Raw genomic sequence first — 26,688 nt, 5'->3', positions numbered from 1 at the left:
TAACCGGAAGGTGAACATAAATTAAGCAGATATCAATATAAAGAGTCAAAAGCCTCTTTTTTTTATGGAAATATCTTAAATAAAACAATGATATTTACTAAATTTGTGGGACTTAAAATTTCAAATAAAAAATAACAGTATAATGTCAGAAAAATCAAAAATCTATTACACACTTACTGATGAAGCTCCAATGCTGGCTACTCACTCGTTTTTACCTATCGTAAAAGCTTTTACAAAATCAGCAGATATCGAAATCGCAGTACCGGACATTTCTTTGGCAGGAAGAATTTTAGCCAACTTCCCTGAGTTTTTAAAAGACGACCAAAAGATCGGTGATGCTTTGGCAGAACTTGGAGAATTGGCAACAAAACCTGAAGCCAACATCATTAAGTTACCGAACATTTCTGCTTCTGTACCTCAATTGGATGCAGCGATTGCTGAATTACAAGGTAAAGGTTTCGCAGTTCCAAACTATCCTGCAGAGCCTAAAAATGACGAAGAAAAAGCAATCAAAGCTAAATATGCCAAAGTATTAGGAAGTGCTGTAAACCCAGTATTAAGAGAAGGAAACTCTGACAGACGTGCTCCAAAAGCTGTTAAAAACTATGCAAAAGCAAACCCTCACAGAATGGGTAACTGGGCATCTGACAGCAAAACTGACGTAGCTCACATGAACAATGGTGATTTCTACGGTACAGAAACTTCTACAACGTTAGAAAATGCTACCAAATACAGAATCGTATTCAAAGGAAACGACGGTTCTGAATCTGTATTAAAAGACTTCGCAGGTCTTCAGGCTGGTGAAGTAATTGACTCTTCTGTAATGAACCTTAATGCATTAAGAGCGTTCGTTCAGGAAGCTATCGAGGAAGCTAAGAAAAGAAATGTACTTCTTTCTGCTCACCTTAAAGCAACAATGATGAAAATCTCTGACCCAATCATTTTCGGGGCTATCGTTGAGACTTTCTTCAAAGAAGTATTTACAAAATATGCTGAGACTTTCAAGTCGTTAGACATCAATCCAAATAATGGTCTTGCGGATCTTTTTGAAAAAATCAAAGGAAATGCTCAGGAAGCTGACATTAAAGCTGATATTGAAAAAGCTCTTGCTGAAGGACCTAGAGTGGCAATGGTAAATTCTGACAAAGGAATTACCAACTTCCACGTACCTTCTGACATCATCGTCGATGCCTCTATGGCTGCCCTTGTAAGAGGAGGAGGTAAAATGTGGAACAAAGACGGAAATGAGGAAGATACCGTTTGTATTATTCCAGACCGTTCTTATGCTGGTTTCTATCAATCTGTGATTGATGATATGAAAGCGCACGGAAAATTAGACCCTACCACTATGGGATCTGTTCCAAACGTAGGTTTAATGGCTCAGAAAGCTGAAGAATATGGTTCTCACGATAAAACTTTCCAAGTAGCTGCTGACGGAACTGTAGAAGTTCAGGACGAAGCTGGAAACATTCTTCTTTCTCAGAAGGTAGAAAAAGATGATATCTTCAGAATGTGTCAGACTAAAGATGCTCCTATCCAGGACTGGGTAAAATTAGCTGTAAACAGATCAAGATTATCTGATACTCCTGCTATCTTCTGGTTAGACAAAGGAAGAGCTCACGACCGAGAAATCATCAAAAAAGTAGAGAAATATCTTGCTGATCATGATACAACAGGTCTTGACATCAGAATCCTTGATGTAAAAGATGCTATGACTGAAACGTTGAAAAGAGCAAGAGAAGGTAAAGATACAATCTCAGTTTCCGGAAACGTATTGAGAGATTATTTAACAGACCTTTTCCCAATCCTTGAGCTTGGTACTTCTGCAAAAATGCTTTCTATTGTACCATTGATGAACGGTGGTGGTTTATTTGAAACTGGTGCCGGAGGTTCTGCTCCAAAACACGTTGAGCAGTTCTTAGAAGAAGGATACTTAAGATGGGATTCTCTAGGTGAATTCTTAGCGCTTCAGGCTTCTTTAGAGCACCTGGCACAAACTCAGGGAAATACGAAATCTCAGGTTCTGGCTGATGCATTGGATGAAGCTAACGCTAAATTCTTAGCTACAGATAAATCTCCTGCAAGAAAAGTAGGTCAGATCGATAACAGAGGTTCTCACTTCTATTTAGCAATGTACTGGGCTGAAGCACTAGCTAACCAGACTGCAGATGCTGAACTGGCAGCTCAGTTTGCTCCGGTTGCTCAGGCAATGCAGGAAAACGAAGAAGTAATCAATGCTGAATTAATTGGTGCTCAGGGTAAACCTCAGAACATTGAAGGATACTACAAAACTGACACATATAAAACGTATGCAGCAATGAGACCTAGTACGGTTTTAAATGAAATCATTGACGGAATTTAATTGTTCGTTTTGATATAAATGAAAGCTCCTTAAAAAGGAGCTTTTTTTGTAACCACCCCGTTAAAAAATATCGGTACAACCACCCCGCCAAAAATTCAAAAAAATTTTTGCCACCCCTCCAAAGGAGGGGAATAGTGAGTACATATATACTCATCAAGATCAACGCATCCCTAATTCTAATTCCTGCAATCTAACATCTGCCACCTTACCTATCTTCCACAATTACTCTCCTATGCTCCCTGCCCCAGTTGATCATTTCCTGAATAATATTTCCAAAGGTTCGGCAGTATTCTGTAGGTTCGTATTCTATTAAAACAGGAGTTTCCGGGTAAACGGTGCGTTTTAGCAGTTTATTCAGTTCCATATCTTTCAGTTCTTTGGAAAGCATTCTGGTAGTAATTCCGGGAATACTTCGTTCAATTTCCCTGAAACGTCTGTTTCCGTTACAAAGTGAATTGATAACAGGAATACGCCATTTGCCTCCGATAAAATAAAGGGTATCCTGTAATGCTCTGAGTTCTTCGTTCTGGTCTCGTTCCATAATTGCAAAGTTAAGTGATATCATTCGTGATACTGGTATACTCTGTGATACTGATTACAAAAGTATACCATTTTGAAATAACTTTGTCAAAAAAATTTACAATGAAAAAATTTAGTAACAAACTAGCTATCGTAACAGGAGGAAACAGCGGAATAGGATTCGCTGCAGCCAAAGAACTTATCTCAGAAGGAGCAACCGTAATCATTACCGGAAGACGAAAAGAAGCTGTAGAAAAAGCAGCTCAGGAACTTGGAGCAATCCCGTTCATAGCAGACCAGTCTAATCTTGATGATATTGATCTGTTGAAGAATGAAGTAGAGAAAAAGTTCGGTAAAGCAGATATTCTGTTTATCAATGCAGGAATTACCGGAACTCTGACTCCTATTGAAAATATGGATGTTGAAAATTTCGATCAGGTGATGAATATTAATTTCAGAGGGGCTTATTTTACATTAAGCAAATTCATACCATTGTTAAATGATGGTGCTTCTGTCATCTTTTTATCTTCTATTGTTGCGTCTACCTATAAACCCAACAGTTCAGCTTATCAGGCAAGCAAAGCCGCGTTGAATTCTATTGCCAAAACGGCAGCAGCAGAATTGGCTCCAAGAAAAATCAGAGTGAATATGATAAGTCCGGGTCCGATAAAAACAGAAATCATGAGTAAAGCAGGCTTGGATGAAGAAACTTTGAAAAATATCCAAAACCATCTCATAGAACAGATTCCAATGAAGAAAATGGGAACCGCTGAAGAGATTGCCAAACTGGTTACCTATTTGTCAGATGATCAGATTTCAGGCTATGTCACCGGAACTGAAATTGTGATAGATGGTGGTATTACTTTATAAACAACAGATTTAATCAAATCCCGGTAATTGTGTTACCGGGATTTTCTTGTAGATTTTCGGGGTTAAAAATTCCGGATTCGCCTTTTGATTTGTCCAGCTCGGACAGTTTTCCGTTTCACAGCATGTACTACCCGCCTACTTTTGATCCAGAAAAATAAAACAATACTCATTATGGATACCGTAAAGAAAAAAAGAAATCCCATTGCCATCGTATTTCTGGCTATTCTAGGAATTTTCGGAGGGTTGCAGTTATTCAGCACACCTTTGGAAGGAAAACCGGTTACAGGAAAAATTGAAGCGCCAAAGGAAGTGATCAGTATTCTTGAAAACTCATGTTTCAGCTGTCATTCCAACCAGCAGAATTTAAGCTGGTATGATAAACTTGCTCCTGTTTCCTGGGCTGTAAACAAAGATATCAAAAGAGCCAGAGAAGTCTTGAACTTCTCAGAATGGGAAAAGTTATCTCCTGCAGAACATCAGGGAAAAATGTACGCTATCCTCAATATGATGCAAAGTGGTAAAATGCCTCTCCATGAGTACACCCTTCTGCATCCTTCAGCCAAGATTACAGCAAAAGATATTGAAACGATCAAAAAATATACCCTTTCATTATCCTCAGTACAACCTTCTATACAAAATAAAACTGTGCCCAATTCACCTTCTGCAGCTAAAACTGACCTAGCTCCAGCTCAATTTCCGGTTTCTCCCAATGGAGTTCAATATACTCCTGATTTTAAAAATTGGAAAGTCATCAGCATGAGTACTCTTTTTGACAATTCCATCCGTGTAATCTATGGAAATGACATCGCTGTAAAAGCGGTAGAAACTGAAGATTTTCATCCTTGGCCGGAAGGAAGTATTGTAGTAAAATCTGTGTGGAAGCAACAGGAACTTCCAAATGGGGAAATCAGACCCGGGAAATTTATCAATGCGCAGTTTATGGTCAAAGATTCCAAGCAATATCAAGATACTGAGGGTTGGGGATTTGCGAAATTCTCAGGAGATGATCTCCATCCAACAGGAAAAACGGCTTCCTTCGCCAAAGAATCCTGCATTGCCTGCCACAGACAACTCGCAGAAAAAACAGGATACCTGTTTGATGTTCCCATGAAAGTAAATACCCAAAGACTAATTCAAAATTTACAGAAGAAATGAAAAATATGATCTTTATCTTACTGGTAAGTCTTATTGCTCTTACCGCCTGCAGCAAAGAAAATAGTGATATGAATAATGGCCTTTCAAGGGTTGTCTTTGACCCGGGACCTCTCAAATTTATCTCTAATTCTTTAAATCCTAAAAAAGAAACTATGTCTGCCTTATATGGGAACGAAAAAGCATTGGAATCTTTAACAAAAGAAATCCAGACCCCTGAAGCAGGTGCTGTGATGAAACTGGTAACCTGGAAGTATCATGATAATCCTCAATATATCGGAGGAACCATCACCGGAGAATTGATAAGTATTGAAACTGTTCAGGCTGATCATCTTGGAAAGGTTTCCTATGATATAAAAAATAGTCTACCACAAAACAGCTCACCCAATAAAGAAGAAAGAATACAGTATTTTATGAGTTATCGCCCTGTAAACAGGCCTTAATAAAAAACTACAGTTTCACTATTTATCATAATATTTTAAATAAAAAAGGTTAATTTAACCTTTTCAAATCAGCAGATTTCATGCAACAGCAAAAAATAAAAATCTCACAAGCTATTATCTGGATAAGCTCCATTTTCCTGGGTATTTTATCATCCGTACCTCAGTTGGCATCCCATCAATTCGACTGGAAAGAAGCCGTGGTCAACTCAGCTATTACGGCAGCATTTTCGGTGATCATGTGGTACGTCAATATTTATATGCTGAACCGCACCACAAAACGCAGACAGCATATCTCGTATTCAAGATTGATGGTAGTACTCGCTTTTGGTATGGTAATTATGTTTGGCCTGGCCTGGATTCAGCAGCTGATTCTCTCCCATATTAATTTTGGTCCGGTGATGCTGATGATCGAGGTAAGAGGAATCCTGATCAATCTGGTGTGCTATATGTTCCTGAGCCTTCTTCAGAATAATTATACAGGACAACAGGTACAGCTTGAACTGGAAAAGGTAAAAAGTGACAATTTAGGAGCTCAATATGAATTGTTAAAACAGCAGATCAACCCTCATTTTCTTTTTAACAGTCTGAACACATTAAAACTGATGGCCGAAACCCGTGATGAAGAAACTGTTGATTTTATTGTAAAATTATCTGATTTTTACCGATTTACACTGGAAAGCAGAAAACTGGACCTCATCAGCGTTCAGGAAGAAATGAAAATAGTAGATTCTTATTTATTCCTTCAGAAAGCCCGTTTTGGAGAAGGAATTAAGTTCACCAACGAACTTGGAAAAGAAACCGCCCAAACCCTTATTCCTCCTTTTACGCTTCAGCTTTTGGTGGAGAACTGTATCAAACATAATATTGTTTCTCAAAGCAAACCTTTACATATTAAAATTTACACTGCTGATGATCATATTGTAATTGAAAATCCTATACAGCGAAAAGTGAATCCTGAAGATTCTTTGGGAGTTGGTCTTGACAATATTAAAATGCGTTACAAACATTTGCTGGAAAAGGATATTATGATTAACTCAGACGAAAAAAAGTTTCAGATAAAATTACCATTAATCCATGAATATAATCATTATTGAAGATGAATTCCGGGCTGCAAAATCCCTGCAGAATTTGATATCAGACTTAAAACCGGACTCAAAAATACTGGGTGTTTATGACAGTATTGAAACAAGTATTGAAGGCTTAAAGGACATTAAACCCGATCTTATTTTTATGGATATCCATCTTTCGGACGGACTTTCCTTTGAAATTTTCAAATCGGTGGAGATCACCTGTCCTGTCGTTTTTTGTACTGCTTTTGATCAATATATGCTGGATGCTTTTAAAAGTAAAGGAGTTGATTATGTTTTGAAACCTTTTTCCAGGGAAGATATTGCCGAAGCCCTGCGAAAGGTTGATGAACTGAAAAAATTCTTCCAGAAAAATGATCTTCCGGACCTGGAGTCTCTGATACAGAAAATCAGACAGCCTGCTGCCGCAGGTAAGAGTAGTTTTCTGGTTTTTAAAAATCAGAAATACACCACCATTCCTACCGAAGACATTGCTTATTTTTACATTCATAATGAGATCACCCATCTGGTTACATTCACAAAGGAACAGTTTCCTGTTACCCAGCCTTTGGGACAAGTGGCAGAACAGGTGTCTGACAAGCAGTTTTTCAGAGTTAACAGACAATATCTTGTTAATTTTAAAGCCATTAAGGAGATGGAACATTATTTTCAGCGTAAAATACTGGTAAAACTCACTATTGAAATCCCTGAAAAACTTTTGATTAACAAAGAAAAGACCCATAGTTTTTTTACTTGGCTGGAGGATAGATAAAGCAGTAAGGAAGATGGAGGATGGATGCTGGAAGTACTTGAAGACAAAGTCTTATTTAAATAAATTATAGCCCTGATTGAGATGATCAGGGTTTTCTTTTGCTTTAATTTTTTAAGATTTATTACTCGTATTTTTACTATCAAAAAATGTAACCATCAATTCCTTTTTGCACTCCAAAAACTTCCTTCCTCTCTCTTCCGGCATACAACCTTTAAATACTTCCCCCTGCAATTTCCGGATTCACCTCTTAATTTGTCCGGTTTACCCTTTTTTGCATTCTTTTGCCTTTGCAGAGTATCTACTTTTGAATCAAATTAAAAGACATGATACTAAAAAACTTAATCACAGTAAGCGCTTTCACCGCATTACTATTTGCTACCTCAGCATTTATCCATCAAAATAAAGAACAAAAGACATCACAATCTCAAGCTTCTGAGAATAACGGATTTGCTGTTTTGGAACTTTTTACTTCAGAAGGCTGCTCAAGCTGTCCTCCTGCTGATGAGCTGATGGGAAAAATTGAAAAAGAATATAAGGATGAACCTGTGTATCTACTCTCCTACCATGTTGATTACTGGAACCGCCTTGGGTGGAAAGACCGATTCAGTAGTTCTGAAAACTCTCAACGACAACAGCAGTACAGCCGAATATTGAATTCACAGGTTTATACTCCACAGCTGATAGTCAACGGAAAAACAGAATTTGTAGGCTCTGATGAAAACAATATCAAAAATGCCATTCAGAAAGCCTTGTTTGCTTCTAAAAAAACAAATGTAGAATTATCTGCAACCGTTTCTCAGAATGCAGTTAATGTTCAGTATAAAGCGCCTTCCACCGATCCTCAGAATATACTTCTTATTAATTTGATTGAAAAACATTCTTCTACTCAGGTAGGAAAAGGTGAAAATGAGGGACGTCATCTTCATCATTGGCAAATTGTTCATAAACAAAACCCAATCATTTTGACTAAGCAGCAGGAAGGAATCACAACATTTAAACTGCCGGAAGGCTTTTCTCCGGAAAACTGGGAAGTCATCGCTTTTATTCAGAATAGGAGAACGGGAGAAATCTCAGGATCAGCAAAAACAGCTTTTAAATAAAATACTGTACAATTTAATTATCACTAAAAATTACAACAATGAAAACAAAAACTACAAAAATTATCTATTGGTCAGGTGCTATTTTTATGTCATTATGGTTTGGGGCCAGCGGTGTCTTTGAACTGACAAAAAATTCGGTGGTGTGGGACATTACTCAACAGCTTGGCTATCCGCCTCATTTCATTTATATATTAGGTGTTTTTAAAATTGCTGGAGTTCTGGTTCTTCTGCTTCCCAATAGATTATTAAGATTGAAAGAATGGGTATTTGCAGGAATGTTCTTTGATATTCTTTTTGCTTTCTTTTCAAAAATTGCGGTCCTGGGTTTTCCGTCTACGGTAGATGCAATTGTTGCCTTTTCTGTGTTAACGGTAACTTACATCATGTTCAGAAAGCTTTATTCTCCTGAATTGGTATTTGGAGAAGCTTAATGATAAAACTCTAATTTTTTCTTATGTTTGAAACAGATCCTTCCGTTGCCTGGGAGGATCTGTTGTTTCAGTGAGGTGATGAATAAGTTTTGGCTGAAGGCGGATAGAGGAATACTGTTTTTGAAAGCGGACTAAAGTCCGCTGCTATTGATTGTATTGCATGTATGATGTATCATCCCGTTTTTGACCACCCCGTCAAAAATTCTTTGAATTTTTGCCACCCCTCCGGAGGAGGGGAATACTGAGCACATATGTATTAATCAATGTCGATATATCACTTATCCCTAATCCTCTTATCCTTTCACCTACAAACTGCTATCTGCTACCTATTAGCTAATTCATAAAACTTTCCGGAAACCATTCAAATGCTGTTGCTTTTTTCTTTGTGTATCCCAAACCTGGCCATGGTAAATGATAAGCAAATGCTCTGATCTTGGTATCTGCCAATTGTTGAAGGAGTTTTTTTCTTGATGCCGTTGCAATATCCAGATCGGTGTCACCGAAATAGCCCCATTCAGGATGTGGAAAAAGAATGACATCAGAATGAATCAAATCTGCGATATAGATCAGCTTTTCATTTTCTGAAGAGATGGTTGTAACCGTTAAACCGGGAGTGTGACCGGGAGCTAACTGGAAACTAAAATAGTCATATAATGGATGATTAAGGTCATAAAATTTCAGTTTAGGCTGAATCGTTTTCAAAATATTCTGAATGGCAGGAATAATCTGATTAAGAAATTCAGGTTGAGTTTTTAGCGCACTGTTGCTGAAGTCTTTGATGGAAGCTTTCATCCAGAAATCATGTTCTATCTTAGAAATAAAAATATCAGCATTGGGGAAAATAAACTGATTTTGTTTATCCACTACTCCACCAATGTGATCCGGATGGGCGTGAGAGATGAAGACATCAGTAACATCTTTCGCGGAAAATCCTGCTTTTTGGAGACTTTTTAATAGAAATCCGGTTCTTTCATCAGCAAAAATCCCCATTCCGGTATCGAATAAAATGAGTTTATTTTTTGTTTTAACTAATAGAATATTCATCGCCATATCGATATAATTTTCCGGTCTGAAATTGTTTTTAAGGATTGATTTCAATTCTGTAATATTTCCTCTGGGAGCGAATGAGTTAAGGTTTTCTTCATGAATATATCCGTCTGTTAGTACAAAAACTTCCAGTTCACCCAATTTTAATTTTTTAAAACCGGAAAGGTCATCTCCAGTTTTTTCAACAGTTGTTTTAGACTGTGCCATTAAACCGGAAAAAGGAATCATGCTTAATGTTCCTACCAATAATCCGTTCTTTAATAATTCCCTTCTGTTCATAGCTGAGTGTTTTTCATTTTAAAATTTAAAACAAAAAAAACTGAGCTCCTTCATTACCAGGAACTCAGTTTTTATCTAACATAGTCTTTAATTGTTCACCAGTTTCATTGAACCTTCATTGTATCTTTCTCCCACATTAGGGTATTTTTTCAGGATCGCATCAATGGTATCCAGATCTGATTGAGAAAGCTCAATATTAACAGCGGCAATGTTTTCTTCAAGATATTTGATTCGTTTTGTACCAGGAATCGGGATAATATCATCTCCCTGATTCAACACCCATGCTAAGGCAAGCTGGGTTCCTTTTACTCCTTTGGAAGCTGCCAACTCATTGATTTCGTTAGCCAGTTTGGTATTATTTTCAAGATACTCCTGCTGATAACGCGGTAATGATTTTCTAAAATCGTCATCGCCAAGATTCTGCGCTTCATAAATATTGGTAAAAAGTCCTCTTGCCAATGGGGAATAAGGGACTAAAGAAATCCCAAGCTCTCTGATGGTTGGTAAAATCTCTTTTTCAACATCTTTGGTAAGGATGGAATATTCTGACTGTAAGGCGGCAATAGGGTGAATTTTGTTCGCTTTTCTGATAGATTCTGCAGAAGCTTCAGATAATCCGATATATTTTACTTTTCCTGCTTTCACCAGCTCTGCCATAGCGCCTACTGTTTCTTCTACAGGAACATTGGGATCTATTCTGTGGGCATAATACAGGTCAATGGTATCAATCTTTAATCTTTGAAGACTTAAATCTACTGCCTGTCTGATCCATTCCGGAGAGCCGTCGAAGTATGTTCCGGGAGCTCCACTGTGACTTGCTTTACCATCTTTAAACCTGAATCCGAATTTGGTTGCAATAAAAATCTTATCTCTGTTTGGCACTAAAACCTTGGAGATCAGTTTTTCATTTTCTCCATTAGCATACATATCTGCTGTATCCCAAAAGTTGACGCCTAAATCCAGCGCTCTGTGCAGGGTATTGATACTTTCCTGCTCGTCTGTAGGACCATAAGCAAAGCTCATTCCCATACATCCTAAACCGATTGCTGATAACTGTTCTTCTGTGTTTCCTAATTTTTTAAATTTCATGATAGGTATGATTTAATTTTATATGACAAAATTAGAACATCCGGAAACCAACCACGATATAGAATTCAAACTAAGAATTATAAAATTCAAACAACATCCATTCTTAAGGCATTGGGAGTAATTCCGGTTTGTTTTTTAAAATAATTGGTGAAATAAGCAGGTTCTTCAAAGCCTAATCCGTAGGCAATCTCAGAAATATTCCAATCCGTATGTTTCAGCAAGGCATTGGCTTCCTGAATAATCCTTGCGGTGATCTGCTGGCTGGTTGTTTTTCCTGTAATCTCTTTTACCGAACGGTTCAAAGAATTCACATGAATGGAAAGACTTTGAGCATAATCATTCGGGGTTTTTAATTTCAAAAAGGCCTCAGGGCTGTCGATAGGAAACTGTCTTTCCAATAGTTCCATAAACAAGGACGCCACTCTTTGGGAAGCATTCTGATAAGGTTCAAAGCTTTCTGCCGGCTGCATTCTCATTGTTTCATGTATCATCAGATGAAGATATGCTCTCAACATATCATACTTGTGGATATAATCTGACTGAATCTCCGTCATCATTTTGATATACATCTCAGAAAGTATCTTCTGCTGCTCCTCATCGACAAAGAAAACAGGTGTTCCTCCAATCTTGAACAGCGGAGAATCCTGAAGGTTTCCCATACGGCTTCCATTATGGAGAAACTGATCGGTAAAAAGGCAGAACCAGCCTTTCTGATCTTCATCATCAGCTTCCCAGGAATAAGGAATAATGGGATTGGAAAACAATAAGGCGGGGCGATCTACTTTGATCCATTTATCAGCATAGTGAAGTTTTCCTTTTCCAATGATGAGTGAAATCTTATAATAATCTCTCCTGCTGTAAGGAGTATGCGGAGAGCAATACTCCCGTGAAAAGACATTGAAGTGCCCCATTTTATTCACCCCAACACATTGAGATGCCAGATTAGGAGCATTCCTTTCATAAAAACCATTCAGTGATTCGTGTGATTCCATAAATCAAAGTTATAAAAATCAAACAAATTAAATCATAAAAATTATAGGATTAAAAAATTAAATGGCTGACAATGCTGCCAGCCATTTAAAAGTGAATATTGAGTTGATAATAATCTAATCCCAATCATCATGTCCGTGACCATGATGTTTATTTTGTTTTTTGTAATATTTTTCCTGATTTTTATAATACTTCTCCTGTTGTTTACGGTATTTTTTATAATCGTTTTTGTTTCTTCCGTAAACAATTACAGGATTCTGTCCTCTGTAGTACTTCTTTTTAAAGATGATATACTTTTCTCTACCCAGAATTCTTTCCAGCTCTGAATAACGGTCGTTTCTCCATCTTCCCGGTTCCACCACATACACTCTATTCCAGGTATCATAATCACGATATCTGTCATTTAACACATAAATCTGATTAGCCTGTGTTGTTGAAAGCACAAGATCAGTAATTACTCTTTGCCAGTTGATATCAGAGATACTCCTTCTGTAATCATTATAATAATCTGACTGGGCATAACTTAAGCTGAATGTCCCAACCAATAATGCTGTTAATATTAACTTTTTCATTTCATTCCACTTTAAAAATAATTACCAAGTGATAGTCAATTAAAGTGCCAATTATTAATTACAAATACTAATATTTGTTAAAAAAAACCACAAACAACTGATTATCTTTGAATTATTTTCTGTATTTTTTATTAAATTCTTAAACATTAATTATTTTAAGGTTATGATTATATCCTAAGAATTATTAAGTAACAACCCTATTACACATTAATAATCAACACATTGCAGATTTATAAAAACACATATTTAAGTTTCGTCTAAAAGCCGTAGAGAATTATATATCGTGTGGCGGGCTAAGCCCACCTCTATTGATCCTGGCATACGGATATTTAATGGTAATATCTTTTATCTTTTATCCACTTATGTTATAAAATTCGTTAAGATTCCCATAAATTATTATTTCATATAGTTTAATTTCGTAATTTTAATGAAGAGAATGTTTTTAAAGAAATTTTCTCAAATTATTTTTGATCAACCAAATCTTACATTGTTATGGAAAATATAAAGTTTCAGGTATCTCAATATCAGGATGAATTGCAGCTACTTATCGATGAAAAAAAGGCAGGTTATATGTCTATAGAGGTTGACGGAAGACTGCTTATTGTATATTATACGAAACTTGACGAAGAGCGTGAGGGAAAAGGATACGCTAAACTATTGCTGGATGAACTTGTACGCTACGCAGAAGAAAAAGATTTGCTTGTAGACCCGGAATGTGATTTTGTAAGACAACAGTTTGAAAATCATCCCGCAAGATATAAAGAAATCTGGCATGCCTGATCAGCTTTCCCACCAGGCTGTAAACTTTTGTTCTGACTGATTCAGATCTACCACCTCTCCGATCATCGGAGTGAGGATGTTCAGTTTTTTTTCTCTTCCAAGAACCGTTATCTTTTGTAAAGGTTCATTCCATGGATGAAGTGCCAATGCAAATTTGGCAGCATGAACCGGGATAATTCGTTCTGCTTTAAGATCAATAGCAGCCTGAATAACATCTTCCGGCAATGTATGGATATACCTCCATGCCTCTCCATATTGTCCATTCTCAAGAACAGCATAATCGAAAGGGCCATATTGTTCGCCTATTGTTTTAAAATGAGAATCATAGCCACTATCTCCGCCTAAGAAAATTCTTTTTGTAGGTGTTATCAGAACATAGGAACTCCATAGCGTATCATTCTGCCTTACCCTTCTGCCGGAAAAATGTCTGGCAGGAGTAAAGACAATTTTTATATTATTTTCCAGGGCAACTTCTGTTCCCCATTCTTCTTCAATAAGTTTGCTCTCAGGATAGCCCCATCTTTCCAGATGTGCCCCTACTCCTAAAGGAATAATGGCCATTCCTGTTCTTTCTCCGATAGATTTTACAGTTGGGTAATCCAGGTGGTCAAAATGATCATGCGTTATCACAAGATAGTCAATATTCGGAATATCTTCAGGTTTAAAAATATCTGATCCTTTGAAAGCCTTATTAAAGTATTTAAAAGGTGATCCATAAAGACTTAGCACAGGATCTATTAAAAAGGAAACTCCATCTGTCTGCAGATAATAAGATGAATGTCCCAGCCAGATCAATACATCCTCGTTTTTATCAATATTTTTCAGATTGGTATGAAGAGATGGAATGGCTGTTAAAGGTTTCAACAACGGATCTTTTTTTCCTAAAAAGAAATCGTAGGTTACTTTCCACATCTTGTAGCCTTCAGTAATGGAAGAAGTATGACTGATATTCCTGAACTGTTTCTTTTTATAAAGTTTTGACTGTCTGATACGCTTCAGCCTCTTCCCTTTTGGCACTCCACCAAATGCCTTCATATTGATCACTATAAAAAAAGTTACCGTCAAAACAGCTATACACGTAATAATCCAGTAAATCATCTGTACGAAATAAATATCAAATGTATTGACTTTTGCTTTTAAATGAAAGTTTATTCCATTTTACTCCATTTTTTAACTAAATTTATCATGTATTTTTAAAAATTTATTACTCGTTTAGCTCGGGATTAATTTTAAACTTTCTATTTTAGCACCCTAAAAAACTCAGATACATTGAAAAATTATTCGGTAATATTTCTTCTCGCTATTTTTTCGTCTTGTGCCTCTGTAAAAAAACACAACGAACAGCGGGCTTCATGTATTCCACCGGAGCAACTTAAAGAGGATGTGGACTTTGCGTATTCAAAACTACAGCAAATGCACCCTCAATTATACTGGTATATTCCCAGGAAGGAACTGGAACGTAAATTTGACAGTCTTAAACAGACCCTCACCGAGCCTCTTACTCCTCTTCAGTTTTATTTCAAACTTCAACCTGTCATTGCAGGAATTCGGGAAGGACATCTCTCATTGAGAATTCCCAGAAAAAATTTACCAAAAGTGAAATAAAAAGACTGGAACATCAGAAAGGGATGTTCAGCCGTTTTGAATATTATATTTCAGGAGATCAGATGTATATTATTCAAAACAAAGATTCTATTGAACATATAAAACCGGGAACTGAAATTTTATCCATCAATAATATTCCTGTATCCGATTATATCAAGAAGTACAGAAGTCTGATCAGCAGTGATGGTGATAATACCACTTTCCACCCGTATTTTTTAAAAGATCTGTTCTTTAATTTTTATACTGCCGAAAATGGATTTGACAGCAAAGCTACTCTTGAAACCCTATACCAGGGAGAAAAAAAGACGTATACCTTAACCAGAGAAACAAAATCTGACGCTGATCTTGAAAAGGATAAGGAAATGCAGAAAAAGACCCCGGAAAAGAAACTGAACGACTATGTAGCTTCCAGTAATTCTTATAACAGAAGTTTTAAGTTTCTGGACAAAGACAGTACTATTGCTTATATTAAGGTGAAAAGCTTTTCAAGGGATTATTCGGATGAGTTTTATAAAAAGACTTTTGCCAAGATCAACCTTGCGAAATCTCCTTACCTCATCATAGATGTCCGAAATAATTATGGCGGCTCCTTGTATGAAATCAACAACCTGTATTCGTATTTAGCTGATGAGCCGTTTACGCTGATCAAGCCTTCTCAGTTAACTTCAAGAAATGCCCCTCTTCGCACCAATTATTTCAGAAAAAGTACTCCTTTAGAGTATGCTCTTAAAAGTATCGCTTATCCGAGTTTTTTTCTTGCGCAGACTTTCAGTACCTATAAAAAGGATGGAAAAGTATTCTACAAGATGAAAGCTGACAAACCTACAAAACCCAAAAAGGATGCCTTCCATGGAAAAATTTTTGTACTGATTAACGGAGGAAGTTTCTCGGCATCGTCTATTATTACCGCCAAACTTAAAAATGATAAAAGAGCAACGCTTGTGGGAGAAGAAACAGGTGGTGCCAATGACGGAACTGTGGCCGGTTTTTATTCCTACCAAAAGCTTCCCAATTCTGAAATCAGATTTCCCATAGGATTACTTTTGGTACAACCTAATATCAGTTTTTCAGATTCACGGAAAGGTGTTGTTCCTGATGTGACTGTTACTGAAAACATGCAGGATATTATTGATAAAAAAGACCCACAACTGGATTGGATAAAAAACGAAATTGCCAAAGAAAAAGAACATAAAGGACAGTAATGAATATAGTTTCGGCGGGCTTTCAGCCCGCCGAACTCTTTTTATCTTTTTAATTCTTCCAAAAGATCTTCAATATATTGGATGTATCTTCCATAATAGCGCTGATACCAGAACCTTCCAACAATATAAAGCAAAAATAATCCTACGGTTACTGTACTAATTAAGACCACTGCAATCTTCAATTCGCTCAAAGGTTGTGGCCACGGGATAAACTCCAGGACAATAAGGATTTCACACACCAGAAATGGGGCAAAACTGATATAGTATGAGAGGTAATACTGTTTGTTAAGATTGAGCTGCATCACGAGATCTTTCAAAGAATCATAAGTTTTAGGTACAGGATTACTGATTTCATTGTACAGTTTAAAAAACTTGCTGAAAAAGAAAACAGTAACAATAAGCATGGAGGCAATCAATACGGTTATGTACAACTGAAGTTTAAATGGTCTGCACACAGAGCACACCAGAAAAGCAAAGACAAAGATTCCTATCATCCACCAGAATTCAACACGCATATTTTTACGTATTTTTTCAAGGGGAAGATTCAGTTTATTTCTCTGTTCTATGGTTATTTCGGGAGTTTCCTCCACAATATCTTCGTTCCAGGTATTTTTCAATTCATCGATATTCATTGGATTACTGATTTTAATGTTGGTTGGTTTTTATTTGGCTTAAGATATCTTTAAGTTTATTTTTGGCCCGGTTCATTTTCACTCTTGCATTGCCCTCTGAAATCCCCATTTGTTCGGCAATCTGCTTTCCTGAAAAATCTTCCAGATAATAGAATATAAAAGCCTTGTCAATAGAATTAAGCTGATGGATAGCTTTATACATTTCAGTCAGGCGCTCTTCTTTACGATCATCATAATCTTCCTGGATAATGAGTTGGTTAGAAAAATCTTCATGAGAAATAAAGCTTCTTCTCTTTTCTTTTTTAAGGAAAATAATAGCGGTATTCAAAGCGATTCTGTATAGCCATGTAGAAAATTCACTTTCACCTCTGAAACCGGGAAATGCTTTCCAGAGCTGATAGGTAATCTCCTGAAAAAGATCATCACGATCGTCCTTATCAGTCATATACATCTTAGCAATCTTAAACAGGATTCCTTTATGCTGTCCAATTTTACTGATAAACTCTTGTTCTAATGAGGTCATAGCTTGTTACTCTATAGAGTTAGTTTTCGTTTAAAAAAATTGTTACAGATTTTTACAAAAGAAATAAAAAAACCTGACAGAAAATACCGCCAGGCCTCATTGTGTGTTTTTTAAGTTTTTTTACTAATTCCTCAGAATAGTATGAGTCGAAATAATTTTTTCTGACCTGGTCAGTTAGTAGAAGAAAAGTAAAAATGTTACATAAAAAAAAACAATAAGCTGATATTTTTGATATCAGCTTATTGTTTTTAAGTATTTAATTCTTTTATTATTTAAAATCTAAGAAATCATCTTTTTCAAGATAATGGTTCAGAGCTGTGATAAGCTGAGAAGAGCTAATATCAGCACGCTGTCTTAAAGCAAGATCCACCACATCCTGAATATTTTCATCAGAACACATATAATGAAGTTTGTTATGAAAAACAAAATCAGGTAAGATTTCATTATCATGCTCACCAATATCCAAAGGATCTCCGATAAAAACTTTCATTTCGGGTTTAAACTCATCTGTTGAAGAATAGACTGCATAATTATATTCCGGGTCAAAGGATGCTTGCCTATCCTGTTTGCTCTTTACCAGTTCCAGAAATTCTTCTATAGAATACACCTGATTTTTAAAATCATCCATGTGACATTTTTTTACAACTCAATTTTCTAAAGATAGAAATTTTACAGAATACAGCGTAATTTCTAATTCAGTTTATTTAAAGCCCTCTGCAATGATCCGATATCCAGAAAATGAAGTTTTGCTCCTACTATGATAATGATCAAAAGAACAATTGTCAGAAATAAAATAATAAAAAAATACATGGATACAAACCATATGACGGTATTCAGGATGTTTCCTTTAATTCCCATTTTATTCATGAAAAATTTCTGTGAACGTTCAAACCATGTTTTTTTCTTTTCACCTTTTGGGCTTACTTCAATTCCATTCAGTTCATCTACCAAACGCACTACATCATCAATGTATCTTCCGTACATATAATAGATCCAGTATTTGATGATAAAAGCAATCAACAAAAGGGTAATCAGAAGACTGATCCCGAAAATAGCCAGGTTATATTCCCTGTCAAAATGAAAATTGATCTGGATCAGAGACAAAAGAAATCCAAGCGGGATATAAGAAATATAATATGAGATATAAATTTCTTTCGAGATGAGAAGCTGCGTTTTGAGCGTAAACAGATCATAATTTGTATTGGTACTGTTTTTTCTAAGCAGCTTATACAATTTCAGGAAGCGGGAATAAAAATAAACAATAATAGCAACGGTCAGGATCGTGACAAATACTGAAATCGTTTTAATATTAGAATCCTTAGAAGCGAAAGGAAAACCTGTTAACAGCAAAGGCAGTGTTACAATCATCAGCCAGAATTCAGTCTCCATATTCACTTTCAGCATCTGCAGCGGAGAATGTATTTCCTTCTGTTTTTCCAGAGAAATTTCAGGAGATTCCTGTCCTGTATCTTTATTCCAAAGTTCTTTAAAATTTTCTAAATCCATAGTGTTATTTTTAATAGGAATCTGTTCCCTGTCTGGTAATGATCTCTTTCAGCTTTTCTTTTGCTCTCTTCAGCTTTACCCGTGTATTCACTTCAGTAATTCCCAGCTGTACAGCAATCTCTTTTCCGGAAAAACCCTCTAAAAAAAAGAATATAAGGGCTTTATCAATGGGGCTTAGCTGATGGATAGCTTCATACATCCGCTTCATATTCATATCATCCGTATCATTATAAGGTTCCTGCCGGGCATTCAGCCCATCGACATTCTGATTCTGTATAAAACTACGTTTTTTTTCACTTCGCAGAAAAACAATTGCTGTGTTGAGTGCAGTTCTGTACAGCCATGTGGAGAAATCACTCCTCTTTTGAAAATCACCATATGATTTCCAGGCCTGGTAAATGATCTCCTGATAGAGGTCATTCTGGTCGTCCTTATTATCCATATACATTTTAGAGATTTTGAAAACAACACCTTTGTGCTTTTCAATTTTCTCTAAAAATTCTTTTTCGGGTGAAGACATGATTTACACACTGATCCTTAGATGATATTTCTAAAAAACACCATCTTATTATAACACAAAACTCTAATTTCCGGCATTAAGTTAAAAAAATCCTCAACAAACCAAGATGTTTATTGAGGATTTTTATTTTATGTTAAATTCTGTTTCAGTCAGAATCAGAAAATATAATCTGTACTTAAAAAGTTAGAATCATGTTCTCTGACAATAGTATTCAGCAGCTCTTTGTTGGAATCTGTCAGTTTTGCCGCCACCAGAGACCGGATGGAGAATGAACGGAGCGCATCAAAAACAGAAAGTGTTCCTTCTGCACTGTCTTTTCTTCCTGTAAATGGAAAAACATCGGGGCCTCTTTGTGCCTGACAGTTGATATTGACACGGCTTACAAGATTTACAAAAGGATCAATCAGTCTTGCTACTTCATGAGGATCTTCACTGAAAATACTTACCTGCATTCCGTGGGAGGCATTCACCTGATATTCTATAGGCTCTTCTATATCTTCGAAGGGAACAACAGGAATCACAGGACCAAACTGTTCTTCATGATAAAGTTTCATCTCACTGTTTACAGGATATACAACTGCCGGGAAAACAAAAGATTCATCTGTATAGCCTCCATCTTTATTCAGTACTGCAGCTCCTTTCTGTAAAGCATCATCAATACATTCTTTCAGATAAGCCGGTTTATTGACCTCCGGAAGTGGAGTTACTTTCACCTCTTTTTCCCATGGCAGCCCAGCCTTCAAAGCAGAGACAGCAGCACTTAATTTCTCTGTAAACTCCAATGCCACTTCTTTCTGAACAAATATCAGTTTCAATGCTGTACAACGCTGCCCGTTGAAAGAAAGTGCTCCTAAAATACACTCACTTACCGCTACATCAAGATTCGCATTTTTAGTAACGATGGCTGCATTTTTAGCATCCAGACTCAGGATGGCTCTTAAACGGTTTACTTTCGGGTGTAGTTTTTTCAATCCGTTCGCCACTTTACTGGATCCGATAAAGGCAAGAACGTTCACTTTTCCGCTTTCCATAATCGGAGTGATGATTTCTGAACCTTTTCCATATAATGTATTCACCGTTCCTTTCGGGAAGGCTTCTTTGAAAGCGTTCAATAAAGGATAATGAGCAAGGACACCATGCTTTGGCAGTTTAAACAGGATGGTATTTCCCATGATCAGAGCCGGAATCAATGTGGTAAAAATTTCATTGAGAGGATAATTGAAAGGTCCCATACTTAACACCACGCCAAGCGGAGCCCTTCTGATCTGTGCAATGGTTCCTTCTGCCTGTTGAAAGCGGGAAGATTCCCTGTCAAGATCTTTTAATGCATCAATGGTTTGGTTGATATAATCTACAGTACGGTCAAACTCTTTGGTAGAATCGGCCAGTGTCTTCCCGATTTCCCACATCAGTAGTCTGATAACCAGATCTCTCTGCTGGATCATCAGATATACGAATTTCTGCATGCATTTGATACGTCCTTCCACAGACATGGTAGGCCATTCACCAAGACCGTTATCATAGGCTTTTACACAAGCTTCGAGAACTTCCATCGCCTCGTTCGGACCAATATTCGGAATACTTCCCAGAAGTTTTCTTTCCAATCCGTTTTCTGTGGGGATGCATACCGGGGAATAAATTTCCGTGACATCTCCTTTCCACTCTACCAGTTCTCCATTCAAAAGATAGGTTCTCTGATGGATGACCGGAACTTTATATTCTTCCGGAATTTCGTTTTCTCCTTTAAAAATGCTGTGATGAAATGATGCTGTATTTTCTGAACTCATAAATCTTTCTATTTTTTTATGTGATAAGATTGAGATTGTCTCAAAATTTAAATTATTTGACTTTCGTCATTCTGACGAATGAAGAATCTTTATTGATTTTTATATGAGATTCTTCATTACATTTTATTTCATTCAGAATGACACCTTTGAAACAACCCTGTTTAATAATATAAAGGTAAAAGTAAATTGTGTTGAAAAAAATAATCTGACAATAGATTCGATCTATTTGAATTAAAATTAATCTTAGCTCCTGAAAAAAGAATAATTTAGCTTAAAAATAAATTTCATGTTTTCAAAATTAGTTTGCGGCACACTGCTATTCTTCTCTGCGGTGGGCTTTGCTCAAAAATCTAAAGCGATCAATACAGTTTTAATGGGCGGGAAAGAAGTTCATACTTATGCCAAATTGCCGGCACTGAATAAACCGGCTCCTAAATTTACCCTTACCGATGTGAATATGAATGACCAGACCCTGGATTCCTTCAAAGGAAGATACGTTATTCTGAATATCTTTCCGAGTGTAGACACTGGTGTTTGTTCTGCTTCTGTACATCATTTCAATGAAGAGGCAGGAAACCTTCCCAATACCGTAGTCCTTTGTATTTCCAAAGATCTGCCGTTTGCCCAGAAAAGATTCTGTGGCGCGGAAGGCATCAAAAACGTAATCATGCTTTCCGATTTCCGTTCAGACTTTGGCTGGAACTATGGGGTGGAACTGGTAGATTCTCCAATGAAAGGGCTTCTGAGCAGAGCGGTTGTGGTAATAGATCCTTCAGGTAATATTATCTATGAAGAACAAGTGCCGGATATTTCTCAGGAACCGAACTATGAAGCGGCTATTGCGGTTGTGAAATAATAAATGGCTTAAAAAATAAAACTCAGCGAATTGCTGAGTTTTTTTATGTTATAATTGTTTTGTTGGAAAAACGCTAAGGCGCAAAATGACATTAAAAACTTTCTGTTGTAAGGCGCAAGGATTTTATCGGAGATAAAATTTCAACGGCATATTTGTCATTCCGAGTAAAGCAAGGAATCTAAACGCGATTAGGCGGATTAAGCAGATAAATAGGAAAAGAACAGTGAAATCTGTGGGAAAATAATCACGTATTACCTGCTGAAAATCTCATATTGAGCGAAGTTGAAATCTTTTTGCGCCTTAAAATAAGACATCACTTAAAAAAAACTTGCGTCTTCTCGGTTCTCCAACAAAAAAACCAAAACTTATTTCTGTGGAGTTTCACCACTCTCTTTCTTCTCTGATGTAGAGTTTTTAGCAGCTTTCACCAACTCATTGGTATCACTGTACAGCAATTCCCAGCCCGATACTTCTTTCATCACCGTGAGCAGATTAAGATAAGTTTTCAATGTTTTTTCCAGATCTTTACGGATAGCACTCGCACTCGTCATTTGACGAAGATCGGCATTAGCTCCTGCCTGCTCTGCAAACACTACCTCAAAAGCATCCTGCTTAGCTTTCATCTCTGCAAAGGCTGCATCCAGAGAAAGAAGCGTGATCTTCTGTTTGTTTTCTGTCGTTTCTAATGCTTCTATAAGCTTCTTCATCTGAGCGGTTTGTGAAGAATAACTGAGCCTGTCCAGATTCAGCCCAAAAGTTTTGAATACTCCGTAGAGATCCTCTGCCTGCTGATAGTTGGCCGCAGAAGGCAGCTTACGATACCCGTTCAGGAAAGATTTCAGATTGGCATAGGCGGTATCTCTTTCGTGATCGGCTGTGGCTACGTCCTTCCCTTTTCCGCTGTAGACCTGCTTTGTATAGACCTTATCGTATTCCGTATAGGAAGACGCCAAAGCGCCTACAAGAGGATGATTGTTAATAACAGGGTATTTTCCGGATTGGGCATTGGAAAGAATTCTCTGAGCTAAAGTCGCAAGATCTTTAGTGCTCAGCTGTGTGAGGGCAATTTTCATTTTTTTGTGTTTTTGGGATTAATAAATTAATAATCAAATATAGAAAAAATTGTTTTGTTACAAACATACCTGCAACAAACCTCCCGTGGTCTTGGGAGCTTTCCCCCTACCTGCAGGAGAGTTCCCAAGTTCTTGGGAAGTTTCAAACAGACTTGCTTGTAATAAGCGGAGAGCTTGAGAGGGGTGTTTTGCTATTGTTTTAGAGTTCTGGAGGGGTGGGGAGGTTGTAAATGGATGTTTTGAGGTTGGGGCTTTTGGGATTACGGAAAACCGTAAGGTTTTGAGAATGATACCTTTTATATTTGGGGAAATTTCCGTAGAAATACGGAGTTAATTTTTGAACCATTTTTATAGATTTGATAATTAGATTACGCATTAATATAATTAATCCACAAAAAAAATGGCAATAAAACAAATTTCAGAACATGAATTTTATAAAAATAATATTCAAAAAAACCCAATGGCTTTTGTTTTAGGAGAGGAAAAAGCATGGTTTATAGACGATGATAAAAATTTATTAGGAACAATTATATTAGACAAAATTGATAAGGACTGGAGTTTTGTGATTTTAGGAAAGGATCAAGATAATCAATTTCGAGCAGTTGACGTTGAAGCATCAATGCTTTCTTTAGAAAATGCAAAAGATACATTACTTGTCAGAATGACACAATATGAACAAGATGACGAAAAAGTTGAAAACTTGTACTCCAATGAAGAGATTGAAAGTCCGTCAATATTACTAACTGATGTTAACGACGAAATTAAAAAATATTTAAATAAACATCCTGAAAAACTACATGAACTTACCTCTAGAAAATTTGAGGAATTAGTTGCTAGTATTTTGGAAGATTTAGGTTTTGATGTGACATTAACAAAACAAACAAGAGATGGGGGTACTGATATTATCGCAAGTATTCGTAACGCATTAACTAGCTTTCTAATTTTAGTTGAATGTAAAAAATACTCACCAGAAAACAAAGTAGATGTTGGAATTATTCGAGAAGTTGTTGGTGTACAGACATTTAAAAATCCATCAAAAAGTATTATTGTAACTACTAGCACTTTCACAAAAGATGCTATCAAGGAAGCCTCTCAGCTAAAAGATAAGTTAGATTTAAAAGATTATGAAAACTTAAAAGATTGGCTTAGTAAATACTAATAAAATAATAATATTGCTAAACTATTTAAATAATTAAAAACATATAATAACATGGGACGAGCCAAAGAACATTTTATGGAATTGCAACAAATTCAAGATGAGACAAGATTAGCTGAAAAATTAGGAATAACTTATGAAGAATTATGTGCAACAGAGTGGCACATAGAAACATTTACCAGTAAGGACGGATTAATCTATGATTATGTGGTCTATTTCGAAAGTGGTCCAAAAGAAATATTAAAAAAAATTAAAGGTTTAGATAAAGATAATCAAGTCTCTTTTCAACCTCATGAATTTAAAGACAATAATCATGATCATGAATAATTATTTCAAAAAGAAATAAAGCCTGCCTCACCGTAAGTTTTTATTTTCAAACAAAATTTCAACCTTAATTATCAGGAATAAGCTATGGAAAACTTTTCATAGCTTTTTTGTTGAGAAATTGTAAAGGTTTTGATGTTTAATCGTTGTCGAGATTCCTGCGGAATGACAAACTGTGTGGATAATCTAAGCGCTCATTTTGTCTTTCCGAAGGAAACTAGACTCTTATTATAAAAAGAAATAAAGTACAATAAGATTATCAATAGCATCGGGCTTTAGCCCGATATAAAAAAGAAAAATACAAAAGGCTTTAGCCAAAACCTAATTTTAAATTTCGGCTAAAGCCAATTCATATTATGCATAAAAGAAAACGGGCTTCCTTCGAACTATGCTCAGGATTATAGCCCGTTCCTATTGATATTGAGATTCTTCATTCCATTGCATTTCACTCAGAATGACAGTTTTCCTTATAAATATCAATTAAGATTCTACCAGCATTGCTCCATCTTTTAAAATCAAATATTCCTGTCCAACTTCCTCAGAAATGTTTTTCAAATCCTGCTCGTCAAAAACCTGAGGAATATAGCATTTCTCATGGGCAAACAATCCGTAATGGATAGGCACCAGCTTTTGGGCGTGTAGAAGACGAGCTGCAGCAAATGCTTCTTTCAGATTAAGGGACGCGGGAACCGGGCTGTATTCTAATCCAATGATCTCGAAATTTACTACTACTCCGTTTACGGGTAAGAAAGCGTAATCTATATTGGGGTTTTCTTTTCCAAGCTTCCAGAACTGGTTGTGCCAGATGGTATCTCCTCCGTGAAAGATTTTAGTATCACCATCATCTACAATCCAGGAAGATTGTATTTCTCCCACACCATCCATCGCAAATACCGGTTTGAAGGTGATATTTTTTTCTGTGAAGGTTTCATCAAGATCCATAACGATCATTTCAACATCAGGTACAAGTTTTCTTACAATAGCTTCCAATCCTGCGTAGACGATCAGTTTTCCCTCTTTCTTTAAGCATTTTTGGATCACTCCTTTATCAAAATGGTCAAGGTGCATATGGGTAAACAGGATATAATCTGCCTGTACATGGTCTGAAAATTCTATGAGATTCTCTACAGCATCTCCCAAAACAGGTTTGTAATAAGAGAAATCTTCTACAGCATCTATTAAGATGGTTTTGTTATGTGAAGTGAGTTTTACACCTGCCCAGTTTAATTTTTGTATTTCCATATTCTTTTTTCAGCAAAGGAAGAAACTTACGGAAGGCCAGTCAATAAACAAAAGTTAATTAATGAGGGTGTTTTGAGAATGGGAGCTGGGGGATGGAAGATGGAAGTTATTGAGGTGAAAGAACAACTATGTCACTTTTTTTATTTACAATAATTTTCCAATTAATTTTTAAAACCTACAGAAAATATGAAGACTGGAAATAACTTCCAGCTCCCTTCATCCAGCTTCCAGCTTCCAGCTTCTTACAGAATACGCTTCCTGATCCGGCTTAAAGAAATAGGTGTAATGCCAATATAGGAGGCAAGGTATTTCAGAGGAATATTCTGAATATAATGGGGTTTGTTCTTCAGCAGATATTCATAAAGGTCTTGCGGAGTGTTTTTCAGCAAGAGCATTTCCCTTTTCATCGCAGCATTGAGCTTTCTGCTCAGATAGTAGTTCTGTACGAAACGGCAGTGCGGATTTACAGCAAACAGGTCTTTCACCTCATCCAGAGTGATTTCCCAGGCCAGTCCTTTGTTGATGGACTCATAAACGGCATCAGAGCTTTTTTCTTCCACAGTAAAAATATCGCCGGGAAAGTAGAATTCTGCACAGATCTCGGTATCGATATCTGAGGTACTGTTGATGTAGTATTTACGGACAAGCCCATCTTCTACAAGATAGGCTTTGTTGTCAGTAAATATATTTTTCTTTGAAAATTCAACCTCAGCAAACTTCTCCCATACAGGATCACTATCCTCTACGTTCAGGTGTGAAAACAATTTTTGTTGATGGTTGCCAATGTTG

29 protein-coding genes are annotated in these 26,688 nt (G+C 36.5%); 14 read left to right on the top strand and 15 right to left on the bottom strand.

Annotated features, from left to right (window positions below; all coding sequences use genetic code 11):
* Positions 1 to 142 precede the first annotated feature (142 nt).
* On the top strand, positions 143 to 2,362 hold the full coding sequence (locus KBP46_RS00620; RefSeq protein WP_062675276.1) for an NADP-dependent isocitrate dehydrogenase: 2,220 nt from the start codon (positions 143 to 145) through the stop codon (positions 2,360 to 2,362).
* A gap of 205 nt (positions 2,363 to 2,567) precedes the next feature.
* On the opposite strand, the gene KBP46_RS00615 is transcribed toward KBP46_RS00620, so the two are convergent.
* A complete protein-coding gene (locus KBP46_RS00615) occupies positions 2,568 to 2,903 on the bottom strand; it encodes a helix-turn-helix domain-containing protein (protein WP_110010401.1) in 336 nt (111 codons plus the stop codon).
* Between the two features lie 101 nt (positions 2,904 to 3,004).
* Here KBP46_RS00615 and KBP46_RS00610 point away from each other — a divergent pair, with 101 nt between their 5' ends.
* The 7 genes from KBP46_RS00610 (at position 3,005) to KBP46_RS00580 (ending at position 8,716) form a co-directional block, all read left to right on the top strand.
* Positions 3,005 to 3,751, top strand: coding sequence for an SDR family oxidoreductase (locus KBP46_RS00610; RefSeq protein WP_253297137.1), 747 nt, complete (start codon positions 3,005 to 3,007; stop codon positions 3,749 to 3,751).
* Positions 3,752 to 3,922: 171 nt separating this feature from the next.
* Positions 3,923 to 4,906: a heme-binding domain-containing protein gene (locus KBP46_RS00605; RefSeq protein WP_123277729.1), complete on the top strand. Its 984-nt coding sequence runs from the start codon at positions 3,923 to 3,925 to the stop codon at positions 4,904 to 4,906.
* Positions 4,903 to 5,346, top strand: coding sequence for a hypothetical protein (locus KBP46_RS00600; protein ID WP_062675279.1), 444 nt, complete (start codon positions 4,903 to 4,905; stop codon positions 5,344 to 5,346). Before KBP46_RS00605 ends, KBP46_RS00600 begins: the two co-directional genes overlap by 4 nt.
* A gap of 80 nt (positions 5,347 to 5,426) precedes the next feature.
* Complete coding sequence (locus tag KBP46_RS00595) at positions 5,427 to 6,440, top strand: sensor histidine kinase (RefSeq protein WP_216444377.1); 1,014 nt, start codon at positions 5,427 to 5,429, stop codon at positions 6,438 to 6,440.
* Positions 6,421 to 7,185 (top strand): LytTR family DNA-binding domain-containing protein, encoded by a 765-nt coding sequence (locus KBP46_RS00590; protein WP_216444376.1) that lies wholly within the window; start codon positions 6,421 to 6,423, stop codon positions 7,183 to 7,185. The genes KBP46_RS00595 and KBP46_RS00590 overlap by 20 nt, the downstream gene beginning before the upstream one ends.
* 323 nt (positions 7,186 to 7,508) lie before the next feature.
* Positions 7,509 to 8,285, top strand: coding sequence for a thioredoxin family protein (locus KBP46_RS00585; RefSeq protein ID WP_120231598.1), 777 nt, complete (start codon positions 7,509 to 7,511; stop codon positions 8,283 to 8,285).
* Between the two features lie 38 nt (positions 8,286 to 8,323).
* A complete protein-coding gene (locus tag KBP46_RS00580) occupies positions 8,324 to 8,716 on the top strand; it encodes a DoxX family protein (protein ID WP_216444375.1) in 393 nt (130 codons plus the stop codon).
* Positions 8,717 to 9,049: 333 nt separating this feature from the next.
* Here KBP46_RS00580 and KBP46_RS00575 read toward each other — a convergent pair whose 3' ends face one another.
* The 4 genes from KBP46_RS00575 to KBP46_RS00560 all read right to left on the bottom strand — a co-directional run bounded on the left by KBP46_RS00575 (position 9,050) and on the right by KBP46_RS00560 (position 12,693).
* On the bottom strand, positions 9,050 to 10,042 hold the full coding sequence (locus tag KBP46_RS00575) for an MBL fold metallo-hydrolase (protein WP_123277734.1): 993 nt from the start codon (positions 10,040 to 10,042) through the stop codon (positions 9,050 to 9,052).
* Between the two features lie 87 nt (positions 10,043 to 10,129).
* Positions 10,130 to 11,131 carry an aldo/keto reductase gene (locus KBP46_RS00570; protein ID WP_120231600.1) on the bottom strand — a complete coding sequence of 334 codons (1,002 nt, stop codon included), beginning with the start codon at positions 11,129 to 11,131 and terminating at the stop codon, positions 10,130 to 10,132.
* Positions 11,132 to 11,217: 86 nt separating this feature from the next.
* A complete protein-coding gene (locus KBP46_RS00565; protein WP_120231601.1) occupies positions 11,218 to 12,123 on the bottom strand; it encodes an AraC family transcriptional regulator in 906 nt (301 codons plus the stop codon).
* Between the two features lie 114 nt (positions 12,124 to 12,237).
* Entirely contained in the window at positions 12,238 to 12,693 is a 456-nt protein-coding gene (locus KBP46_RS00560) for a hypothetical protein (protein ID WP_120231602.1), read from the bottom strand.
* Positions 12,694 to 13,185: 492 nt separating this feature from the next.
* Here KBP46_RS00560 and KBP46_RS00555 point away from each other — a divergent pair, with 492 nt between their 5' ends.
* A complete protein-coding gene (locus KBP46_RS00555) occupies positions 13,186 to 13,473 on the top strand; it encodes a GNAT family N-acetyltransferase (protein WP_062675288.1) in 288 nt (95 codons plus the stop codon).
* On the opposite strand, the gene KBP46_RS00550 is transcribed toward KBP46_RS00555, so the two are convergent.
* Positions 13,474 to 14,508, bottom strand: coding sequence for an MBL fold metallo-hydrolase (locus KBP46_RS00550; protein ID WP_253297136.1), 1,035 nt, complete (start codon positions 14,506 to 14,508; stop codon positions 13,474 to 13,476).
* 234 nt (positions 14,509 to 14,742) lie between these two features.
* Between KBP46_RS00550 and KBP46_RS23375 the strand changes: the two genes are divergently transcribed.
* Complete coding sequence (locus tag KBP46_RS23375; protein WP_253297135.1) at positions 14,743 to 15,078, top strand: hypothetical protein; 336 nt, start codon at positions 14,743 to 14,745, stop codon at positions 15,076 to 15,078.
* A gap of 23 nt (positions 15,079 to 15,101) precedes the next feature.
* The gene (locus tag KBP46_RS00545) at positions 15,102 to 16,280 is read left to right on the top strand and encodes a S41 family peptidase (protein ID WP_253297134.1); all 1,179 of its coding nucleotides are present in this window, start codon (positions 15,102 to 15,104) and stop codon (positions 16,278 to 16,280) included.
* Positions 16,281 to 16,321: 41 nt separating this feature from the next.
* Here KBP46_RS00545 and KBP46_RS00540 read toward each other — a convergent pair whose 3' ends face one another.
* The 6 genes from KBP46_RS00540 to KBP46_RS00515 all read right to left on the bottom strand — a co-directional run bounded on the left by KBP46_RS00540 (position 16,322) and on the right by KBP46_RS00515 (position 21,248).
* Positions 16,322 to 16,912 (bottom strand): hypothetical protein, encoded by a 591-nt coding sequence (locus KBP46_RS00540; RefSeq protein WP_216444373.1) that lies wholly within the window; start codon positions 16,910 to 16,912, stop codon positions 16,322 to 16,324.
* Between the two features lie 13 nt (positions 16,913 to 16,925).
* Positions 16,926 to 17,435 (bottom strand): RNA polymerase sigma factor, encoded by a 510-nt coding sequence (locus KBP46_RS00535; protein ID WP_062675292.1) that lies wholly within the window; start codon positions 17,433 to 17,435, stop codon positions 16,926 to 16,928.
* Positions 17,436 to 17,703: 268 nt separating this feature from the next.
* Positions 17,704 to 18,063, bottom strand: a complete 360-nt coding sequence (locus KBP46_RS00530; protein ID WP_062675293.1) for a hypothetical protein — start codon at positions 18,061 to 18,063, stop codon at positions 17,704 to 17,706.
* 62 nt (positions 18,064 to 18,125) lie between these two features.
* The gene (locus KBP46_RS00525; protein WP_216444372.1) at positions 18,126 to 18,941 is read right to left on the bottom strand and encodes a hypothetical protein; all 816 of its coding nucleotides are present in this window, start codon (positions 18,939 to 18,941) and stop codon (positions 18,126 to 18,128) included.
* Between the two features lie 10 nt (positions 18,942 to 18,951).
* A complete protein-coding gene (locus tag KBP46_RS00520) occupies positions 18,952 to 19,461 on the bottom strand; it encodes an RNA polymerase sigma factor (protein WP_062675295.1) in 510 nt (169 codons plus the stop codon).
* A 155-nt stretch (positions 19,462 to 19,616) separates the two neighbouring features.
* On the bottom strand, positions 19,617 to 21,248 hold the full coding sequence (locus KBP46_RS00515; RefSeq protein ID WP_120231606.1) for an NADP-dependent glyceraldehyde-3-phosphate dehydrogenase: 1,632 nt from the start codon (positions 21,246 to 21,248) through the stop codon (positions 19,617 to 19,619).
* Between the two features lie 286 nt (positions 21,249 to 21,534).
* Here KBP46_RS00515 and tpx point away from each other — a divergent pair, with 286 nt between their 5' ends.
* A complete protein-coding gene (gene tpx, locus KBP46_RS00510) occupies positions 21,535 to 22,104 on the top strand; it encodes a thiol peroxidase (protein WP_202838563.1) in 570 nt (189 codons plus the stop codon).
* 365 nt (positions 22,105 to 22,469) lie between these two features.
* Here tpx and KBP46_RS00505 read toward each other — a convergent pair whose 3' ends face one another.
* Entirely contained in the window at positions 22,470 to 23,177 is a 708-nt protein-coding gene (locus KBP46_RS00505) for a DUF6261 family protein (RefSeq protein ID WP_216444371.1), read from the bottom strand.
* A gap of 400 nt (positions 23,178 to 23,577) precedes the next feature.
* Here KBP46_RS00505 and KBP46_RS00500 point away from each other — a divergent pair, with 400 nt between their 5' ends.
* Together KBP46_RS00500 and KBP46_RS00495 are read left to right on the top strand one after the other, a co-directional pair.
* On the top strand, positions 23,578 to 24,336 hold the full coding sequence (locus KBP46_RS00500) for a restriction endonuclease (protein ID WP_216444370.1): 759 nt from the start codon (positions 23,578 to 23,580) through the stop codon (positions 24,334 to 24,336).
* A gap of 51 nt (positions 24,337 to 24,387) precedes the next feature.
* Positions 24,388 to 24,660 carry a hypothetical protein gene (locus KBP46_RS00495; protein ID WP_216444369.1) on the top strand — a complete coding sequence of 91 codons (273 nt, stop codon included), beginning with the start codon at positions 24,388 to 24,390 and terminating at the stop codon, positions 24,658 to 24,660.
* Between the two features lie 477 nt (positions 24,661 to 25,137).
* Here KBP46_RS00495 and KBP46_RS00490 read toward each other — a convergent pair whose 3' ends face one another.
* Positions 25,138 to 25,899: an MBL fold metallo-hydrolase gene (locus KBP46_RS00490; RefSeq protein ID WP_216444368.1), complete on the bottom strand. Its 762-nt coding sequence runs from the start codon at positions 25,897 to 25,899 to the stop codon at positions 25,138 to 25,140.
* 242 nt (positions 25,900 to 26,141) lie between these two features.
* Positions 26,142 to 26,663, bottom strand: coding sequence for a Crp/Fnr family transcriptional regulator (locus KBP46_RS00485; protein WP_216444367.1), 522 nt, complete (start codon positions 26,661 to 26,663; stop codon positions 26,142 to 26,144).
* Between the last annotated feature and the right edge of the window lie 25 nt (positions 26,664 to 26,688).

This window comes from Chryseobacterium sp. PCH239, from assembly GCF_018924625.1.
GTDB lineage: Bacteria > Bacteroidota > Bacteroidia > Flavobacteriales > Weeksellaceae > Chryseobacterium > Chryseobacterium cucumeris.
Note: the sequence above shows the minus strand (reverse complement) of the source record. Positions and strands in the feature narration are given on the sequence as shown.

Excerpts from the sequence above, each read along its gene's own strand:
- KBP46_RS00620 (WP_062675276.1), top strand. The coding sequence starts at position 143 with ATGTCAGAAAAATCAAAAATCTATTACACACTTACTGATGAAGCTCCA.
- KBP46_RS00615 (WP_110010401.1), bottom strand. The coding sequence starts at position 2,903 with ATGGAACGAGACCAGAACGAAGAACTCAGAGCATTACAGGATACCCTT.
- KBP46_RS00610 (WP_253297137.1), top strand. The coding sequence starts at position 3,005 with ATGAAAAAATTTAGTAACAAACTAGCTATCGTAACAGGAGGAAACAGC.
- KBP46_RS00605 (WP_123277729.1), top strand. The coding sequence starts at position 3,923 with ATGGATACCGTAAAGAAAAAAAGAAATCCCATTGCCATCGTATTTCTG.
- KBP46_RS00600 (WP_062675279.1), top strand. The coding sequence starts at position 4,903 with ATGAAAAATATGATCTTTATCTTACTGGTAAGTCTTATTGCTCTTACC.
- KBP46_RS00595 (WP_216444377.1), top strand. The coding sequence starts at position 5,427 with ATGCAACAGCAAAAAATAAAAATCTCACAAGCTATTATCTGGATAAGC.
- KBP46_RS00590 (WP_216444376.1), top strand. The coding sequence starts at position 6,421 with ATGAATATAATCATTATTGAAGATGAATTCCGGGCTGCAAAATCCCTG.
- KBP46_RS00585 (WP_120231598.1), top strand. The coding sequence starts at position 7,509 with ATGATACTAAAAAACTTAATCACAGTAAGCGCTTTCACCGCATTACTA.
- KBP46_RS00580 (WP_216444375.1), top strand. The coding sequence starts at position 8,324 with ATGAAAACAAAAACTACAAAAATTATCTATTGGTCAGGTGCTATTTTT.
- KBP46_RS00575 (WP_123277734.1), bottom strand. The coding sequence starts at position 10,042 with ATGAACAGAAGGGAATTATTAAAGAACGGATTATTGGTAGGAACATTA.
- KBP46_RS00570 (WP_120231600.1), bottom strand. The coding sequence starts at position 11,131 with ATGAAATTTAAAAAATTAGGAAACACAGAAGAACAGTTATCAGCAATC.
- KBP46_RS00565 (WP_120231601.1), bottom strand. The coding sequence starts at position 12,123 with ATGGAATCACACGAATCACTGAATGGTTTTTATGAAAGGAATGCTCCT.
- KBP46_RS00560 (WP_120231602.1), bottom strand. The coding sequence starts at position 12,693 with ATGAAAAAGTTAATATTAACAGCATTATTGGTTGGGACATTCAGCTTA.
- KBP46_RS00555 (WP_062675288.1), top strand. The coding sequence starts at position 13,186 with ATGGAAAATATAAAGTTTCAGGTATCTCAATATCAGGATGAATTGCAG.
- KBP46_RS00550 (WP_253297136.1), bottom strand. The coding sequence starts at position 14,508 with ATGAAGGCATTTGGTGGAGTGCCAAAAGGGAAGAGGCTGAAGCGTATC.
- KBP46_RS00545 (WP_253297134.1), top strand. The coding sequence starts at position 15,102 with ATGTTCAGCCGTTTTGAATATTATATTTCAGGAGATCAGATGTATATT.
- KBP46_RS00540 (WP_216444373.1), bottom strand. The coding sequence starts at position 16,912 with ATGAATATCGATGAATTGAAAAATACCTGGAACGAAGATATTGTGGAG.
- KBP46_RS00535 (WP_062675292.1), bottom strand. The coding sequence starts at position 17,435 with ATGACCTCATTAGAACAAGAGTTTATCAGTAAAATTGGACAGCATAAA.
- KBP46_RS00530 (WP_062675293.1), bottom strand. The coding sequence starts at position 18,063 with ATGGATGATTTTAAAAATCAGGTGTATTCTATAGAAGAATTTCTGGAA.
- KBP46_RS00525 (WP_216444372.1), bottom strand. The coding sequence starts at position 18,941 with ATGGATTTAGAAAATTTTAAAGAACTTTGGAATAAAGATACAGGACAG.
- KBP46_RS00520 (WP_062675295.1), bottom strand. The coding sequence starts at position 19,461 with ATGTCTTCACCCGAAAAAGAATTTTTAGAGAAAATTGAAAAGCACAAA.
- KBP46_RS00515 (WP_120231606.1), bottom strand. The coding sequence starts at position 21,248 with ATGAGTTCAGAAAATACAGCATCATTTCATCACAGCATTTTTAAAGGA.
- tpx (WP_202838563.1), top strand. The coding sequence starts at position 21,535 with ATGTTTTCAAAATTAGTTTGCGGCACACTGCTATTCTTCTCTGCGGTG.
- KBP46_RS00505 (WP_216444371.1), bottom strand. The coding sequence starts at position 23,177 with ATGAAAATTGCCCTCACACAGCTGAGCACTAAAGATCTTGCGACTTTA.
- KBP46_RS00500 (WP_216444370.1), top strand. The coding sequence starts at position 23,578 with ATGGCAATAAAACAAATTTCAGAACATGAATTTTATAAAAATAATATT.
- KBP46_RS00495 (WP_216444369.1), top strand. The coding sequence starts at position 24,388 with ATGGGACGAGCCAAAGAACATTTTATGGAATTGCAACAAATTCAAGAT.
- KBP46_RS00490 (WP_216444368.1), bottom strand. The coding sequence starts at position 25,899 with ATGGAAATACAAAAATTAAACTGGGCAGGTGTAAAACTCACTTCACAT.